General features: G+C 49.8%; 16 protein-coding genes. 5 read left to right on the top strand and 11 right to left on the bottom strand.

The genetic code is table 11. The features are described 5' to 3' along the window. The first annotated feature begins 180 nt into the window (after window positions 1-180). Window positions 181-2,511 carry a TonB-dependent receptor gene (locus JTN23_RS05425; protein ID WP_247232931.1) on the top strand — a complete coding sequence of 777 codons (2,331 nt, stop codon included), beginning with the start codon at window positions 181-183 and terminating at the stop codon, window positions 2,509-2,511. 11 nt (window positions 2,512-2,522) lie between these two features. Here the strand turns inward: JTN23_RS05425 and JTN23_RS05430 are convergent, their stop codons facing one another. From JTN23_RS05430 to JTN23_RS05470, 9 genes are all read right to left on the bottom strand, one after another. Continuing rightward, on the bottom strand, window positions 2,523-2,912 hold the full coding sequence (locus tag JTN23_RS05430) for a HEPN domain-containing protein (protein WP_247232933.1): 390 nt from the start codon (window positions 2,910-2,912) through the stop codon (window positions 2,523-2,525). Next, window positions 2,909-3,268: a nucleotidyltransferase domain-containing protein gene (locus JTN23_RS05435; RefSeq protein ID WP_247232934.1), complete on the bottom strand. Its 360-nt coding sequence runs from the start codon at window positions 3,266-3,268 to the stop codon at window positions 2,909-2,911. Before JTN23_RS05435 ends, JTN23_RS05430 begins: the two co-directional genes overlap by 4 nt. Window positions 3,269-3,328: 60 nt before the next feature. After that, a complete protein-coding gene (gene moaA / locus JTN23_RS05440; protein WP_247232935.1) occupies window positions 3,329-4,321 on the bottom strand; it encodes a GTP 3',8-cyclase MoaA in 993 nt (330 codons plus the stop codon). Next, window positions 4,318-4,653 (bottom strand): HepT-like ribonuclease domain-containing protein, encoded by a 336-nt coding sequence (locus JTN23_RS05445; RefSeq protein ID WP_247232936.1) that lies wholly within the window; start codon window positions 4,651-4,653, stop codon window positions 4,318-4,320. Before JTN23_RS05445 ends, moaA begins: the two co-directional genes overlap by 4 nt. Next, complete coding sequence (locus JTN23_RS05450; protein ID WP_247232937.1) at window positions 4,622-4,948, bottom strand: nucleotidyltransferase family protein; 327 nt, start codon at window positions 4,946-4,948, stop codon at window positions 4,622-4,624. Before JTN23_RS05450 ends, JTN23_RS05445 begins: the two co-directional genes overlap by 32 nt. Before the next feature lie 106 nt (window positions 4,949-5,054). Next, window positions 5,055-5,960, bottom strand: coding sequence for a bifunctional molybdenum cofactor biosynthesis protein MoaC/MoaB (gene moaCB, locus JTN23_RS05455; RefSeq protein WP_247232938.1), 906 nt, complete (start codon window positions 5,958-5,960; stop codon window positions 5,055-5,057). Between the two features lies 1 nt (window position 5,961). Next, on the bottom strand, window positions 5,962-6,411 hold the full coding sequence (locus JTN23_RS05460) for a molybdenum cofactor biosynthesis protein MoaE (RefSeq protein ID WP_247232939.1): 450 nt from the start codon (window positions 6,409-6,411) through the stop codon (window positions 5,962-5,964). A gap of 49 nt (window positions 6,412-6,460) precedes the next feature. Beyond that, window positions 6,461-6,700, bottom strand: coding sequence for a MoaD/ThiS family protein (locus JTN23_RS05465; RefSeq protein WP_247232941.1), 240 nt, complete (start codon window positions 6,698-6,700; stop codon window positions 6,461-6,463). A gap of 185 nt (window positions 6,701-6,885) precedes the next feature. After that, window positions 6,886-8,082 (bottom strand): molybdopterin molybdotransferase MoeA, encoded by a 1,197-nt coding sequence (locus JTN23_RS05470; protein WP_247232942.1) that lies wholly within the window; start codon window positions 8,080-8,082, stop codon window positions 6,886-6,888. A 4-nt stretch (window positions 8,083-8,086) separates the two neighbouring features. On the opposite strand from JTN23_RS05470, the gene moeB reads away from it, so the two are divergent. Together moeB and JTN23_RS05480 are read left to right on the top strand one after the other, a co-directional pair. Continuing rightward, window positions 8,087-9,292, top strand: a complete 1,206-nt coding sequence (moeB, locus tag JTN23_RS05475; protein ID WP_247232943.1) for a HesA/MoeB/ThiF family protein — start codon at window positions 8,087-8,089, stop codon at window positions 9,290-9,292. Window positions 9,293-9,811: 519 nt separating this feature from the next. Next, window positions 9,812-10,615, top strand: coding sequence for a lytic transglycosylase domain-containing protein (locus JTN23_RS05480; RefSeq protein WP_247232944.1), 804 nt, complete (start codon window positions 9,812-9,814; stop codon window positions 10,613-10,615). 83 nt (window positions 10,616-10,698) lie between these two features. On the opposite strand, the gene JTN23_RS05485 is transcribed toward JTN23_RS05480, so the two are convergent. Continuing rightward, window positions 10,699-13,884 (bottom strand): S41 family peptidase, encoded by a 3,186-nt coding sequence (locus tag JTN23_RS05485; protein ID WP_247232945.1) that lies wholly within the window; start codon window positions 13,882-13,884, stop codon window positions 10,699-10,701. A 202-nt stretch (window positions 13,885-14,086) separates the two neighbouring features. Here JTN23_RS05485 and JTN23_RS05490 point away from each other — a divergent pair, with 202 nt between their 5' ends. Both JTN23_RS05490 and JTN23_RS05495 read left to right on the top strand, forming a co-directional pair. Beyond that, window positions 14,087-14,530, top strand: a complete 444-nt coding sequence (locus JTN23_RS05490) for a peptidylprolyl isomerase (RefSeq protein ID WP_247232946.1) — start codon at window positions 14,087-14,089, stop codon at window positions 14,528-14,530. Between the two features lie 142 nt (window positions 14,531-14,672). After that, the gene (locus JTN23_RS05495) at window positions 14,673-16,007 is read left to right on the top strand and encodes a Fic family protein (RefSeq protein ID WP_247232947.1); all 1,335 of its coding nucleotides are present in this window, start codon (window positions 14,673-14,675) and stop codon (window positions 16,005-16,007) included. Window positions 16,008-16,064: 57 nt separating this feature from the next. Here the strand turns inward: JTN23_RS05495 and JTN23_RS05500 are convergent, their stop codons facing one another. After that, window positions 16,065-17,684 (bottom strand): sodium:solute symporter family transporter, encoded by a 1,620-nt coding sequence (locus JTN23_RS05500; RefSeq protein ID WP_247232949.1) that lies wholly within the window; start codon window positions 17,682-17,684, stop codon window positions 16,065-16,067. Between the last annotated feature and the right edge of the window lie 106 nt (window positions 17,685-17,790).

Raw genomic sequence — 17,790 nt, forward strand, 5'->3', positions numbered from 1 at the left:
TGTACTGGAGGTAACAACCTGTCCATTTTCTGTATTTTCTATTTACCACTAATACAGAATTCGTCGTTGCTCTTAATGGGTTTGTGTTGTACGTGATTGCTGAATTTATACATGCAGAAGTTTATTCTCTCAACTTTACTTTTTCTTACCTCTTTGGGCCTGCTTGCGCAAACGGTCCCTGTGCATATTAAACTGACCGAACCCTCCAAGGATCCCATCGTGGGGGCTACGGTACGGGTGCTGAATGCAGACTCATCCGTGGCTCAGGCGGGCATTACGGATACACTGGGTACTGTCAGCTTTGTTTTGACTCCGGCCCGGCCCTACCTGCTGATAGCTACCTCCATAGGGTACCGGGAGCTACGACGGTCGCTGGCTGTATCAGAGCAGCAAAGAAGTTTTACGTTTACCCTCACCGAAGAAAGCCAGTTCCTGCAGGAAGTGCAGGTAACGGCGGCCCGCCCCCTGATGCGGCAGGAAGAGGATAAACTGATCGTAGACCCGGAGCCGATCGTAAGTACCAGTACCAGCACCCTGGAGGTACTTGAGAAGACACCAGGGCTGTTTGTGGACCCGGACGGCAACGTGTACCTGAGCAGCACCACGCCCGCTACTATCTACATCAACGGTCGGGAGCAGCGCATGAGTACGGCCGACATTGCCTCCATGCTCAAAAGCCTGCCGCCTAACAGTATAGCGCATATAGAGGTACTGCGTACTCCCTCGGCCCGCTACGACGCCAGCGGCAGCGGTGGGGTAGTGAATATAGTACTTAAGAAAGGAGTGAAAATAGGGCTAACTGGCTCGGTGAACGCGTCCTTTAACCAGGGGAGCTACGGCAACCAGATGCTGGGCCTGAACCTGAACAACCAGGTAGGTAAGCGGCATTCGTACCTCAACCTCAACTACTCCCGCCGCAATACCTACGAGCGGGTAGAGACAGAGCGCCTGCTCGCCAACGGCAACCGCATCGCTCAGCAGGCTTTTACAATCTTTCCGTCGGATGTTGCCTACGCGGGCTTTGGTTTCGGGTACGAGCTATCTCCGAAATGGGAGGTCAACTACGACAGCCGGATCAACTACAACGGCACTAATTCCTCCTCCACGAACGAGAGCATTATCAGTACACCTGATGTAAGTACCCTGCTGAGCTATAATACCAACTACCTGCAGAACCACTCCAATGTGTTTTCGGTAAGCCAGGGTGTTACGTCTAAGTACAAGATCAACGAGGAAGGCTCCGAGATCACCACTGACTTCTCGTACGGGTACTTCGAAAACCGGGGCCGCCAGGACTACCAGACCCTCTTCCGGCTGCCACAGGTAACGGAGCTGGCAGGCGACGGAGAGTGGACCAATCGCCGGCACCTGTGGTCGGGGCAGGTGGATGCCCGCTACAAGCTACCCAGGCAGATAGCGCTGGAAGCGGGGCTGAAATCAACCTTCCAGGGTTTCAACAGCGGTACCGACTACTTTATAGGGGTAGGTGACCAGCGGGAGCAGGATAATTTCCGTACTAATACCTTTACCTACCGCGACAACATCAACGCCGCCTACCTGCAGGGCTCCAAGACCTTCGGTGCCTTCCTGCTAAAAGTAGGAGCCCGGCTAGAGAATACCATCATGAACGGGCGGCAGCACATTCCGTCCGATACTTCCTTCCGCATCAACCGCACTGACCTCTTCCCTTACCTCTATTTTAGCCGTAGGGTAGGTAAGATCGCAGGCTACGAGCTGCGGAGCTACCTGGTGATGCGCCGCTCCATCACGCGTCCCACCTACGAATACCTCAACCCCTTCGCGCGCTTCGTGGATCAGTACCTCTACGAGACCGGTAACCCGGCTCTGCGGCCTCAGTTCACCCAAAACTACGAAGTGAACATCAGCGTAGATGAGCGGCCCATCTTTGCCATCGGGCGCAACTATACGGAGGATATTTTTACAAATGTACTTTACCAGGACCCGCGTAATCCAGCCGTAGCCTACCGCTCGTACGACAATCTGGGGCGCAACGCTGAAACCTATTTCCGTCTGCTGGGAGCCATTCCGCCCGGTGGGAAGTACTTCTTTGTGGTAGGGCTGCAGTACAACTACAACGACTACCGGGGCGAGTACGAAAACAGCCCGCTGGAGTTTCAGCGCGGCAGCACCACGCTCTTTACCTACCACCAGCTGAAAATGGGAGCGCTGACTACCCTAAGCCTCAACGGCTTTTACCGGATGAAGGGGCAGCTACAGTTCTACGAGCTCAGTAACTTCGGCAATGTCAACCTGAACCTCAACCGGCAGCTCATGAACAAAAAGATGCTGTTGAGCCTGAGCGTCAGTGATGTGTTCTTTACCAATAAGTACCAGTTCACGCTCAACCAGGGCTCCATCGCTGCCTCGGGTGCACGTATCAACGATACCCGCCGCGTAGGCCTCAGCCTGCGGTACAACTTCGGAGTCCGTAAGCGGGAGGAGCGCTCCGGCATGCCCGACTTCGACTCACTGGAGCGGAATAGTCGGTAGGGGGGAAAGTATTAGGTAATGTTTTGAATACGTAGGTACTGCGTTACTTCTGCCATGAAGGATGTGGCATCCTCTATGGCCTGAGCAGCCTCTTCTTTGGAAGAGTGGGAGTCTAAATCATAATCAGCGGCCTCTCGTAGTTCCTCTGTTCTACTCAATTTCTTAGAAAGTTCAATGGGAAGAAGGCCACTTTTAACGTACAATTCATTGAATTTGCTGATAGCGCCCTGATGTGTTTTGGCATGTACCCCTTTCAGGTGCAACAGTGTACGAGTAAGATTGAACATGGCATAGTAAGCTCGATTGATGCTGGCACCGTAAAAGCCAGCGGATATCAGTACTTGAGCTGCGGCCAGGTCTTCATGTGCCTGCGCTATCCCTTTTTGGACCAGTTCTTTCAAAGCTCAATGCCCTCCTTTTGAACGAAATGATATAGGAAGTTGGCTTTATCAATATAAGCGCGTAGAGATACCGGATGGAGCGAGAACTTAATAGATTTTGAGAAGAAGACTTCAAACCAAAGGTCAAACAAAGCTTTTCGTTCGGCGGCTGCATCAACCTCTATATCATTAAGCACAACTAGGAGGTCTACATCAGATTCAGAATGATAATCACCACGGGCATAGGAACCGTATAGGATAACTTTTTCTAATCGCTCTCCGTAGTGCTCTCGAAGCGCCGCCTTCATAGAGTTAGCTAATGACCAGATAGGCTCTGGAATAGTAACGCCTGTATGTGGAGTAAGAGTTGTCTTCATAGTTCATTACTTTGGAACCTATAAGCTCAGCATGTAATTCTACAGGACAGGTACTTGTATCTACCCCCCAATCGCGATCATACGGCGGTTCTGCTCGTACTCGGTCTTAGCATCCTTGTTGGTGAACTCGGTATGGCCCCCGTGGGCGAAGTGTTTCTGCTGGAAGTGGTCATAGATAATCGCCCGCACATCCTCTCCCCGGCGCAGGGGCTTCAGCAGGTCTACTTCCGAGGTGTCGAAGAGGCAGTTCTTGAGCTTGCCGTCGGCGGTGAGGCGGATGCGGTTGCAGCTATCGCAGAAATGGTTAGTTATAGTACTAATGATGCCAAAGGTACCCTGACCACCTTCTACCCGGAAAGTACGGGCAGTATCATTGGGCTCGCCGGGTAGCGGCGCAAAAAGGAACTCCTCACTAACCCGACTCAGCAAATCATTATAGGTAACAATACGAGAGAAGTCCCACTGGTTGCCGTTGAAAGGCATAAACTCAATAAACCGTACGTGCAGATTAGGCTCGGTCAGCGTCATGCGCACAAAGTCGTTGACCTCTTCCACGTTCACATCCCGCATTACCACCATGTTCAGCTTTACGCTGAATCCTTCGGTTAGCAGCATGCGAATGTTGGCGAGTGTCTTGGTGAAGTGGTCGCGTTTGGTAATACTGCGGAAGCGCTCTTCGTCCAGTGTATCCAGACTAATATTTAGCGAGCGTACGCCGGCATTCTTCAATGTGTCAATGTACTGCTCAATGAAGACGGCATTGGTAGTCAGGGTAAGCGAAGTCGGCAGTTGGCCCAGTGACTCGATGATCTGACCAACGTCCTTCCGTACCAGTGGCTCACCGCCCGTCAGACGTATCTTCTGTACTCCCATCTCCACAAAGATTCCTGCCAGCGTCTGAATCTCCTCCGCTGACATCAGCCAGGACGACGGCATAAACTGCATATCCTCCTGCGGCATGCAGTAGTTGCAGCGCAGGTTGCACTTGTCCGTCAGGGAGATGCGGAGGTAGTTATGGACGCGTCCGAATTTATCTACAATGGGTGGGTTCATTCGCTTAACAATTTGTCTATTTCACCTTTTAGAACGGGTAGATGCCTCACAATAGTACCCCATACTATCTCATCATCAATTTTATCATAACCGTGAATCACTCTGTTTCGCATACTGATAATCTGCTTCTTTCTGGAGATAGAGACAGATGGATCAAGCTTTTCAATTCGAGTCATGGCCTCTCCAATTATCTCGAACTCTCTTTCTACTGCTCTGCGTAGCATTTTATTAGATTTATAGCTACTAAAATCACGTATATCGCCAAGATAATTTTTTATTGAAGTTATGGCCTCCTGTATATCATACAGGTACTTTTTGACTTCTGGATTCATAGAGAAGTACTTTGGTCTTATTAACAGAATCTATGAAATAAGGATTGGCCAAAGATTTATCAGTAACAAGGTCCACCGGACGATGCAAAAGTTCTTCTAAATTATCTGCCAATTCAAAATAAGCATCTGCATAGTCGCCATAGTCCATCGGGTGAAACGTAACCAGCAGGTCAATATCGCTATTTTCTGAAAAGCGGTCGGCACATACGGAGCCAAAGGCAAAAAGAAACTTTACATTGTACCTCTTGCACAAATCCTGAATCCTATCCATATTTTCAGAAAGTACTTGATGCATATAAAAAAGGTTATTATTCCTAGCCTGTGTCTCTACATGCTACGGAACAACTTTTTGCCTAAAACTCAAAAAAACTAACTCCTAATACCTAAAGGCTAACAGCTCTCTAGTGCCTGGCTCCTTCCATAACGCTGAACACATGCAATACGTGCGGGAATAAAGCATCCATGTTTTCGGTCACTCCGCCCGTACTACCAGGCATGGTAATGACAAGGGTATTACCAACCAAGCCAGCCACCGCACGCGAGAGCATGGCCGTCGGGATGCGTTGCTGACCGTATTGGCGAGCAGTCTCGACAATGCCGTCAATGGGTCTATCTATCAGTTCACCCACGGCTTCGGGCGTAACGTCACGGGGCGAAAGACCGGTACCGCCTGTGATCAGTACAAGGCGGTAGCCCAGAGCACAAAGGCCTTTGATCTTTTCCTGAATGGCAGCCTTTTCGTCGGGTACTATGCTGTAATCGCTCACTTTAATCTGATACGGTTCCAGCTTTTCGATAATGCGTCGGCCGGATTTATCTTCACCAATACCCTGCGCGATACTGTCTGAGCATACTACTACGGCGGTTTTGAGGTCAGGCATCTGGGCCTTGCGATCACTTTTACCGCCTTTCTTTTCCAGTAGTTTGATATGCCGGATCTCTACGCCCTTGTCAATGGGCTTCAGCATGTCGTACATGGTCAGCGCTACTACCGACACCCCGTGCATAGCCTCCACCTCGACTCCAGTTTTATAAATGGTCTTCACCGTCATCTCCACCACTACCGTCAGGTCCTCCACCCGGTAGGTCACCGTAGTGGATTCAATGGGCAGCGGATGGCAGTCGGGCAGCATGTAGGGCGTTTTCTTCACGGCCAGCAGTCCGGCGGCTTTGGCCATTTCGTACACATCCCCCTTAGGTACCGTACGATTCAGAATGGCTTCGATGGTTTCCGGCTTGCTCACCTGCACAATAGCCTGTGCCGTAGCAATACGTAGGGTATTCGTCTTATGGGTAATATCAACCATGTTACTTGTTCTCTTTCCAGGTATATTCGCCTGTTTCGCCGACGAGCTCTTTTCCAAAGATAGGTACCTTGGCTTTAATTTCTTCTACTACGTACTCCAGCGCTTCAAAACTAGCCCTACGATGGGCGGAGGAAACAAAGACAAAGAGACTGACCTCACCCGTAGGTACCAGGCCGAGGCTGTGGTAGATATGCATACACACCAGGTCGAACTTAGCAAAAGCGGCTTCACGAATCTCGTGGAATACCTTCTCGGCCATGTCGGTATAGGCAGTATACTCGATGCCCGTCACAACGCCACCTTCTTTTTGGTCGGCCCGAATCTGCCCTAAAAAGATGGAATGTGCTCCGATGTTAGTCTTGGACTGGTGCTTGGCTATAGAATCGCTAACGAACTGGGGGCTGATAGGCCCATCCACGAATACCTTTTTTGGTGTATGAGTTTTTTCCATTGTCTACGAATGAAGGAATACTGTATCTGCGTGACTATTAAGGCTGGTACTATCCGCCTGCAAAGGGAGGAAGCAGGGCTACCTCAGCGTTGGTGTTAATAGACATGGCCGAATCAGCGATCTGCTGGTTGACTGCCACCTGAAACTTGCGGTCGCGCAGGACAGGGTACTTTTGTAAAAGCTGTTCGCGGAGCTGCCCTACTGAAAGCGGATCGGTGGCCTCCCAGGTTTCGGAGGGGTGACCGGTGGCTTCGGCAAGCATTCCGAAGTATAGAATACTAATGGTCATTTTGTTGGCTTTAGGCTGTAAGCTGTAGGCAATAGGCTTTTTTTATTTTTTACCACAGAGTTTTAAGAGGTTAGCACCTGGTTTCACAGAGTCTACTCTAAGTACCTCTGTGGTAAAATCAATTAATAATTCCATAACGCAAAGTAAGGTGCTACAGTTGCCTTCGCGGTGATTATCAACTCTCTCTAACAGAAAAATGGCAATAAATGCACCTCTACCAGCTCGCCCGGCTGTACCGACTGCTGGGTAGAAGGCAGGTGGATCAAGGCGTTGGCTACCGCGAAGGAGCGTAGTGCAAAGGATTCCTGTCCTTCCAGGGGCGTTACACCAGTAGTAGTAGCGGAGGCTTTCAGCAGCTCATCCCGCTCACCTTTGAATGAGTACGGGTGGGTGATGGGCAGGCGTACCGTCGGCAGAAAGGCATCTGTCTTACCCGACAGGCGGCGAAGCGCTGGCAGTACATACTCGTAGTAGCATACCAGTGAGGAGGCCGGATTGCCAGGCAGGGCAAAGAACAACGTACTCTCCCGCTTGCCAAACAGCAGTGGTTTGCCGGGGCGCTGGCGTACCTTGTAGAAAATGGTTTCTACGCCTATTTCCTCCAATGATTTTCCTACATAATCGTATTCACCTACGGATATACCTCCCGTTGCCAGTACCACGTCATTCTGCTCAGTCAGCTCGCGGAGCGCCTGGGTAGTAGCTTCGGGATTGTCCTCTACGTACTTAATACTTATTTGGGTAATGCCCTCCTGACGCAAGGTAGCCGCCAGCATGGTAGAGTTGGACTCGTATACCTGTCCGAATCGTAGTTCATTCCCCGGCTGCACCAGCTCGTCGCCCGTAACCAGTATGCCTACCTTAGGCTTACGGTATACCTCCACACGCCGTACGTTCATACCCAGCAGGAAGCCTACGGAGCCGGGCGTCAGGTAGGTGCCAGTGGGAAGGGCTACGGCGCCTTCTCTGATCTGCTGCCCGATGGCGCGTACATTCTGCTTTTCGTATACCGGATATTCGTTAATAAGTACCGTGTCGGCATCCCGTTCCGTTTTTTCCTGCATCACTACGGCCGTGGCTCCGTCCGGCACGGGAGCCCCCGTAAATATCCTGACGGCCGTACCGCGTTCCAGATGGAGCAGTTCGGACGCTCCCGCCTGCGACTCCGCTACTACGGGTAGTGCCACACCGGACTGACCGATATCTTCGTGGTGAATGGCGTAGCCATCCATCGACGACTGCCGGAAAAGGGGAAGTGACAGTGGCGCCCGTACGTCGGTGGCTATTACATAGCTGACGGCTTCGATGACATCGCGCTCCTCCACCGACAGCGGGAACGTATTTTCAATGACCTTTTGTTTTGCTTCCTGAACGGTAACCATTTTCTTGCAAGAAATTAGTGTACTTGGGAGCGGTATCCACTACCGGCTACCCCAGCTCATCCGAAATTTACGGTTCCCGGTCTTTAAAGCCTACGAACGATTCTATCATTTTTCGATATCAGCTATGTTTTCACCTCAGGAACAGCAATTTTACGCCCGTCAGTTATCGCTTCCGGAATTTGGTCATGAAGGTCAACAGCGCCTTAAGCAGGCCCGCGTGCTGGTCATCGGGGCGGGCGGTCTGGGCTGTCCTATCCTGACGTATCTGGCGGCGGCGGGAGTAGGTACCCTGGGTGTAATTGATTTTGATAAGGTCGAAGCCAGCAATCTGCACCGGCAGGTACTGTTTGGCGTGGATGATATAGGTAAGTCCAAGGCACTGGCCGCGGCTGAGCGTCTGAAGGCGTTGAATCCGTACATCAGCATCCAGCCTTATAACGAACAGCTAACCAGCAATAACGTCCTGCGCCTGATGGCGGACTACGATATTGTAGTAGATGGATCGGATAACTTTCCTACCCGCTACCTCGTCAACGATGCCTGCCTGCTGCTGGACAAGCCCCTGGTGTTTGGCTCGATCTTTAAGTTTGAAGGACAGGTGACGGTATTCAATTACCAGGGTGGTCCTACCTACCGCTGCCTGTATCCGGTGCCTCCCGCCGATAACGAAGTACCTAATTGTGCTGAGGTGGGCGTACTGGGTATCCTTCCGGGAGTCATTGGTACCCTGCAGGCTACGGAGGTGATCAAGCTCATTACGGGGGCGGGTGAGGTGCTGAGCGGCAGGTTGCTGCTGTACGATGCCCTCAGATCCACTTTCCAGACGTACCGCTTCGAAGCTGATCCGGCTTCCCGGGAGCGGCGGGGCCTGCAGGCTGACTATGGACTGGCCTGTGCGGTACCTGATCGGGAGATAGAAGAGCTAACGTACCCAGAACTACTGGAGCTACTGGAAAGCCCCCAGCCTCCCTTATTGATTGATGTCCGCGAGCCGCACGAGCGCGAGCGGTTCGATATCGGTGGAGTCAACTGGCCGCTTAATACCCTGACGCAGTACCTGCCGGACATTCAGCCACACCAGGATATTGTCCTGTACTGCCAGTCGGGTATGCGCAGCCGTAGGGCCGCCGAGCAGCTCCGCAAAGCTTTACCCAACCACACCATTCGTCACTTGCAGGGCGGGGTGGGAGCCGTTGGAGCGTGGGGGTAAGGTGGTTTTTAAGAGGCTTGGAGGTACTTGATCCGGTGAGTTGGTAGTACCTTGTTATTGTATTTATATGTTGTAGCTTTGCATTATATATAGGTACTTGAGCTATGGAGTCGCACCTTTGTATATAACCATCTGATAAGTTTTATACCTACTCTTCTTGCATTTTAATTTATTGTTATATATTCGCTCCTTAAAGAGGGGTATTTGACCCCTCCTTTGGCAGCCCTCCCGTTACTTTCGTTAGGATTTTTTTAGGATTTTTTCCTCCTGGTATCTTACTATTAGCTTTTGCTTCGTTATACCCTGCTCCAAGGGTATTTATTGCTTTTATCCGTCAATTTCGATGAAAATCGAATTGCATAAAAAGCATACCTGCGTTTTTGCTCTACTCGTTTTAGTGCAATGGTGATAAACTATTACCCCTTGTAAATCAGATTTTTACTTTCTGTGAAACATTTTTATGTACTATGCCGTTATAAAGCCTGAGTATTAAATTATGTAGAACCAAACAAACAATGCATGCTACGAATCCTGTTTTTTATGCTTGCTGTTGCGTCTTTTGGAGTATTTAAGTTTAGTAATCAGAGTGTAGAGAAAGTTGTAGAGGGAAAGAAAGAGGTTGTATTTGTGGAGGATGTGGATATTGATACTGAGCTTATTGATATCGATTTTTGCGGCGATACCATTCCTCTTAAGCAAGCGTACGTAGCCAAGCGCTATCAGCGAACTATCAAAGACTACGACAATCCCACCTTCCGAAGAATGAGAAAACGGGTGCAAGGTAACATGAAGGTTATCGAGCCCATTCTTCAACGTTACGGTATTCCTACCGATCTGAAGTACATCCCTATAGTAGAAAGCACTATGACGGCCTCGGCCGTGTCGCCTAAAGGAGCTGTTGGCTACTGGCAATTTATGCCCGAAACGGCCCGCGAATTTGGTTTGAAAGTGGATGATACTGTTGATGAACGAAAAAATCTGATTAAGTCTACGCATGCTGCCTGCAAATACCTGCTGAGACTACACCGTCAGTTAGGTTCCTGGACGCTGGTAGCGGCGGCTTATAATGCAGGCCCCACCCGTATCCGGCGGCATGTAAACCAACAGCAGAACGAAGATTACTTCAGACTGCGAATGAACCAAGAGACCTCACAGTACGTGTTCAGATTAGTAGCTGCTAAAGAATGGTTCACCAACCCTGATCGATGCAAAGAGTGGGGAGCGGATGATGTATTTATTCGAGTGGCCAAAATCAATGAAACAAAGAAATTATTAGAAGAAGGTGCTATACCTCGTAAGGCCTTGGCCACTGCGGGTTCATAATACCAGCCTTCATTCTACATGTAAGACGCAGTAGTAAAATTAAGAGCCTCCCTACCCGGGGAGGCTCTTAATTTTTAGGGCTATTACAGCGCCTTTGTGAGTTCTTCAATGGCTTTGTCCAGCTGGGGGTCCAGGTCATTGAGGCGGTCTGTAAAGGTTTGCTTTACGTAAATATCGGGTGTGACTCCCTCTTTTTCCAGGTTTTTGCCATCAAGGGTAAAGCAGCCCCAGGAGGGAAGCCTATAAAAAGAGCCATCTACCAGTCCCTTACCCGAGGTAAAGATGATCCAGCGGTAGGTCTCGGTTCCGATGACCTTACCCAGCTTCAGTTGCTTGAATCCGGCGGCCGTCATCTCCGCATCCGAGAGCGACTGTTCGTTGATCAGTAGCACAATGGGCTTGGCCGCTACCCCGAAGTTAGGCTGAGGAGTGAGGGCACCCTCGCGGTACTTCCACTGCAGGTAGGGGCGCTGCGACAGGAAGTTGAGTACCAGGTCGTGTACGTTGCCTCCGGTATTGTAGCGCAGGTCCAGGATCAGGGCGTCTTTCTTGTACCAGTCACGGGTCATATCTACGACAAAACGCTCATACTCCTGCTGTCCCATGTTCTTCATGTGTACGTAGGCAATGCGCTTCTTACTTTTATCATCTACGTACTTCTGATTCCAGTCGATCCACTCGTCGTACAGGTTGCTGCCCAGTGATGCCTGCGGATGAATACGAACTGTGTATGATGTATCGGCTCCTTTTCTGCGTAAGGTTAGCTCTACCTCCTGCTCGAGGGAGGGCTTGGTAAAGTACAAGTCACGGTTTTGCTGGGACTCAACAGCTACACCATTGACGTGAGTGAGCTGGTCACCGGGCAGGATCTTTTTGCCAGCCTTGTCGGCGGCGCTTCGCTTTATGATACGGTGTACCGTGTACGGATGCTCCTCCTCGAACAGAATCCCCGTTTCAAGCGTGCTGTTTTTGTAGTATACCTTCTCTTCGGGGCCATTGGAGTACAAGCCCAAGTGCGAGGCATTCAGCTCGCCCAGCATGTCATTGAAGAGCGTACGGAAATCATCGCGGTTGGTCAGGTGGGGCAGGAACGTAGCATAGCGGTCGCGGATGGCTTTCCAGTTGGTGCCGTGGAAGGTCTCACTGTAAAAGTTTTCCTCCACGCCGGCCCATGCCTCATGGAACATCTGGTTAAACTCACCCGCCAGGTTGCGCTGAAATGTGTAGTTAATATAAATAGGCTCTGCCCGGCAGCCCTCGTAGTTAAACTTCCGGATAGTCCCGTTGATCAGCAGGTAGTACTTATCATCAGCCTGCGCTACCTCAAAGCCGCCTACACCATCCTCTACTTTTTCGGTTTTGGGAGATTCGAAAGGCTCGTAGGTAGTGCGCCACAGGCCTTCTCTGCCCTTATCATGATCCGAAATATAGAATACGAACGTCTTGTTGTCCCTCTGAATTACCAGTGGTGACCCCTGGGCTCCAAACGAGGGACTTACCTGCTCCATGCGGTCCAGGATATCTTCCAGGTCCAGCGCTATGGGCTTGATAGGAGCTTCTTCCGGCTTCTTTTCCTCGATCTTTGTGCTTTTGCCTTTCTTCTTACCGTCTTCCTTTTTGTCTTTGTCGTTAGTGGTACCCTCTGCAATCGGGCTTTCCTTCTTGAACAGCTCCTCAAACTTTTCGCTTCGGTAGGCATCATCCAACTTAGTGAGGGCCATGCGGTATACTTTGGGGCTCTGCATCCCAAAGGGGTACGAAGGGTTCATACGGTCACAGGCAAAGAACAGGTACTTGCCATCCGGTGACCACGTGGGCTCTACCTCGGATATACCCGTCTGGGTAAGGTTCAGGGTGGTGTTGTTCTTGATGTGGTGAATAAAAATATCCCGCTCGAAATCGCGATAGGCCGTAAACAAGAGGTACTCACCGTTGGGAGAAAAGCTGGGTACATCGTTCTGGATGCCCCAAAGCTCCTCTTTCAGTACGGTTTTGCTCTGGAGTGTTTTGAGATCGATGATCCTGACTTCGTTGCGCCCGCTCAGGTACACCCCCAGGGTACGTTTCTTATTCAGGCTGAGGTTGCGGTTGCTCTGAGCGTCGGTGGTCAGTTGTTTTTCGCCGCCTTTGCCATCTGCCCGGATCGTAAACCAGTTGGGGTACCCGCCTACGGTCTGGCTGTAGATGAGCGATATGCTGTCGGCCAGCCACTTTACTTCCAGCACGCGGGCGTCGGTACGGGTAGGTAGCTGCTTCACGTACTTGCCTTCGTGGTCTGAAACAAACAGCTCACCCCGCGATACAAAGGCGAGTTTCTTATTGTCCGGAGCTACGTCAAAGGCCGTGATTTTATCTCTGGTAGTAAATTCCTGCGCTTTGGGAAGGGTGCTATTCTGTACCAGGCTGAGCCGTAGCGGCTGGGCCGCGCGGCTCGCTACGTCATACTGCCATAGCTGATAGTCTTTCTCAAATACTACTTTGCTGCCGTCGGCACTTACCTGCGGGCGCTTGATCGACTCCTTAAAGCTGGTCAGCGGGGTCTTCTTCCCATCTTCAAACGTATACAGGTTGTACTGGCCGTTGGTCTCATCAGACACGAAGTAGATCTTTCCATTCCGGTCTACGGTGGCCCACATATCTTTACCACGGTAGTCGGTATAGCGCTTGTGTTCTTTGGTCTTCAGGTTGTACGATTGAATGTCTGGGTTGTATTCGCCCTGGTAGCCCTTACGCATGGCCTGGCTGCCGCTTTCCCAGGTATCGTTGAAGAATAGTTCTCCGTTGGGAGCCTCGGCTACGTTGTGAATACGGTTGAAGTAGTGCCTGAACAGACGCCGGGGCGTACCGCCTTTCAGGTCTATGGCATAGGTAGTACCCGAGTTCTGCACACCGGATTCAAAGTAGATGCTCTGAGAGTCCCATGACCATCCCTCTACCAGATCGTACGAGCTGTGGTAGGTAAGCTGCCGTACGGGACCTCCCGCTACGGGCATTACGTATACGTCGGTGTTACCGTTTTCGTTGCTGGAGAAGGCAATCCACTTTCCGTCGGGCGATACGCGCGGGCGGGTTTCGGTGCCTTGCATGGCCGTAAGGCGCATAGCCGATCCAGTACTCAGATCTGCTTTCCACAGGTCGGATTCGTAGCTGAAAATAACGGTTCGGGCATCTGGGGTAAGGGTGGGGTAAGAGGTAAAATAGGCATCTGAGCTTTGGGCCATACCATTGGCTGCAAGCAGCAGAGCCGCGAACAGTACAAGTTTCTTCATCACAAACAGAAAGGGTAATTATTTTTTAATAGAGGCAATGGGTTACTTATCAGATAATTTGCTAGTTATCAAAGTCTAAATTAATTGATAGCTTTCAAATCCCAAGCGGGAGTCTTTAACTTTGTAAAGTATTTGTTCCGACTGATCGTAAACAGTCCGGGGGCTTATACGTTTTTATCCCTAATCACATAAAATATTTGCTATGTTGAAAGCTGAAATGGTCACCGAAAAGGGGACGATGTGGATCGAGTTCTATGAGAAGGACGCACCCAATACCGTTAAGAACTTTGTAGATCTGTCTAAGAAGGGCTTCTACGACGGCCTCACGTTTCACCGGGTTATTCCTGATTTCGTAATCCAGGGTGGTTGCCCCCAGGGTACCGGCCGTGGCGGTCCGGGGTACCATATCCCTTGTGAACTGGAAGGTGAGAACCAATACCACGACCGCGGCGTACTGTCGATGGCTCACGCCGGACGTAACACGGGTGGATCGCAGTTCTTTATCTGCCACAGCCGCCGCCACACGGCCCACCTCGACCGTAACCATACCTGCTTCGGTAAAGTGGTGGAGGGCGTAGATGTAATCGATGATATCCGTCAGGGAGATAAGATCACGAAGATCACCATCCATGAGGATGAGGCGTAAAGAGCTGTAAAGCTTTAAAAAACAACAGCAGGGCCGAATGGATACAACTCTATTCGGCCCTGCTGTTGTTCTACCTATTATGGAGCATCATCAACGTTTCTATCAGTAATGCTATATATTTACCTTGAACCGACTAATAGTTATGAACCCTATAGAAAAAGCTCTGGTACTTAAGGAAGAACTAGATTCGTTGAGGCCTCTTAGTAAGGAGCAGGAGATGCGAATTATGCAAAAGTTTCGGTTAGATTGGAACTACCATTCCAATCACTTAGAAGGGAATTCCCTTACCTATGGCGAGACGAAAGCACTGCTTCTTTTTGGTATTACAGCTCAGGGGAAGCCTCTAAAAGACCATTTGGAGATAGAAGGGCATAATGAGGCTATTGAATGGGTAATGGAGAGGGTGAAAGGTGAGTACCCTCTGACTGAGAGCTTCATCCGAGAATTACACCAGTTGTTGCTCAAGGAATCATATTGGGTTGAAGCCATTACATCCGAAGGAAGACCTACCAAAAAGAAGGTGGAGGTAGGAAAATACAAAAGTTCACCAAATCATGTACAGACGTCGACGGGGGAGATATTTTATTTTGCCACGCCCGAAGAGACGCCCGCTCAAATGGACGATTTGATGAAGTGGTATCGGGAAAAAACTACTTCTGACGAAGTAAATGCTGTTCTGCTGGCAGCCGAGTTTCATTATAGGTTCATCAGAATCCACCCCTTCGACGACGGCAATGGCCGAACAGCCCGGATTCTGATGAATTTTATACTGATGAAGGACGGCTTTCCGCCCGTTGTCATTAAAACCGAAGATAAAAGTAATTATCTGTCAGCGCTACGTCAAGCAGATGCCGGTATTATTGAACCATTTATCAATTATATAGCTACGAACTTAATTAGGTCGATGGGGCTAATGATTCGGGGTGCCAAAGGAGAAAGTATTGAAGAGCCGGATGACTTTGATAAAGAGCTGGCACTGCTGGAGCGTCGTTTAAAGCAGGGAAATCAGGAGGTGGAAAAAACGGTGGAGGTAGTACAGGAGCTGTACCACCAGTCTATTGTTCCTTTATTTCAGAAGTTTGTGGAAGAAGGGAAGAAGTTTGAGAGGTTTTATACTGGATCTAAGGTTACTTTTGAATTATTGAATACTGCAGGAGCTAGTAGCTCTACTACATTTGTAAAGTATAATTTTTCTTCATTACCAGTAGATAAGAATGCTATCATAGCTGATACGGCTCAATTCAGAATGTGTTATTCTTACGAAACATTCAACCATGTTGAATATGGCAGCTTTAGCTTTTATACTGAAATATATATTATGCTTGGTAGCAATACCTATGTAGTTAAGAGGAACTCTGAAAATAAGTTGGAAAAAAAATATGACGAGCAGCTAACAGATGAAGAGATCAGGGAGCTGGTTAGAGAAAAAATGAAGTGGCATAAAGAGTTTCTTGAGATGAAGATGGCAAATAAATAGCAAAGCCGGGCGGAAAACATTCCGCCCGGCTTTGCTATTTTTCAATAAGCCTCTCCTCTACCAGAAGTAGATATACAGGAAGGTAATCATAGCGATCACCACGGCCGCTCCGATGGTAAAGGAACGGTGGGTCCTAAACATAGAAGCATCAATAGCCAGTCCTTTGTTCTCGGTAGGCAGGGCATATCCCAGGATCACCATCACCGTCACACAGATCAGGTACACCCAGCCCATACGATCAAGGAAAGGTACCTCAGACCAGTCGGCAAATGGGAGCCAGTTGTTGTGCATGCTCAGTGCGATCAGGAATCCACCCACGATGGCGAACATAGCGCCGGCTGAGTTGGTACGCTTCCAGAAGAAGCCCATACTGAAAGCAGCGAAGATACCTGGAGAAAGCAGACCGGTCATTTCCTGAATAAACTGGAAACCCCCTTTCTTATCGATACCCATGTACGGTGAAGCCACAATAGCGATCACCATGGCTGCTACTACCACCACACGACCTACCATTACCAACTGTTTTTCGCTGGCATTCTTGCCAAAGTAGTCTTTGAAGATATCCAGTGTAAAGATGGTCGAGATACTATTGGCCTTCCCAGCCAGCGAAGCTACTACAGCAGCCGTCAGGGCAGCAAACGAAAGTCCTTTCAAACCAACCGGTAGCAGGTTGAGGAGTACCGGATAGGCTTTGTCGGCATTGATGAGTCCATCCTCCCCTAACATATCCTGCTGAAACATACCCTTGCTGTACAGTGAATAGGCCGCGATACCGGGTAGTACCACGATGATGGGCATCAGTAGTTTCAGGAAAGCTGCGAAAAGAATACCGTTACGAGCCGTTTTGAGGTCAGCGCCCAGGGCACGTTGTGTGATGTACTGGTTACAGCCCCAGTAGTTCAGGTTCACGATCCACATACCTCCGATGAGTACCGTCAGGCCCGGTAGCTGCATGTAGTAAGGATTACCGCGGGGCAGGATCATATGGAAGTGGTCGTCGTGGTTTTGCATCATCAGGCTGAATCCTTCCATCATACCGGCCCGTCCGGCGTCATCAGATACCAGGTTGAGTGCCAGGTAAGTAGTAGCCAGACCACCGATTACGAGGAAGAATACCTGAATTACGTCCGTATAACCAATTACCTTCATACCACCCAGTGTAATGATGATAGCGAATACAGCCAGACCGATCATACAGGTATAGAAATCAATGCCCGAAATACCCGATACTGCCAGAGCTCCCAGGTACAGGATGGAGGTCAGGTTGACCAGGATGTACAGCGCCAGCCAGAAAATCGCCATGATCAGGCTCACTGACTTGTTGTAGCGCTGGTTCAGGAACTGAGGCATGGTATATATCTTATTCTTCAGGTAGATAGGCATGAAGAAGATCGCTACAATGATCAGGGTAGCGGCGGCCATCCACTCGTAGGTAGAGATAGCCAGACCCATGGTAAAGCCATTGCCCGACATACCGATAAACTGCTCGGCTGATATGTTGGAGGCGATAAGAGAGGCACCAATAGCCCACCAGGTAAGGGAACCTTCGGCCAGGAAGAAGTCGGTAGTAGAGGCTTCGGCTGATTTTTTCTTGTGATAAACCCAGTAGCCATATACGGCTACCACGAGAAAGTAAACTAGGAATACAAGGTAATCGAGGAGCTGTAATTGTTGCATGAGGCTAAAAAATAAGTCAACAGGTTTTAAGGTTCTACGGATATGGATTCGAAAGGTACTTTTTTTTAGAAAAAAGTGCACTATGCATATAGGGCTATTACTCTAA

The sequence above is a fragment of the Telluribacter roseus genome, from assembly GCF_017355915.2.
Classification (GTDB): domain Bacteria; phylum Bacteroidota; class Bacteroidia; order Cytophagales; family Spirosomataceae; genus Telluribacter.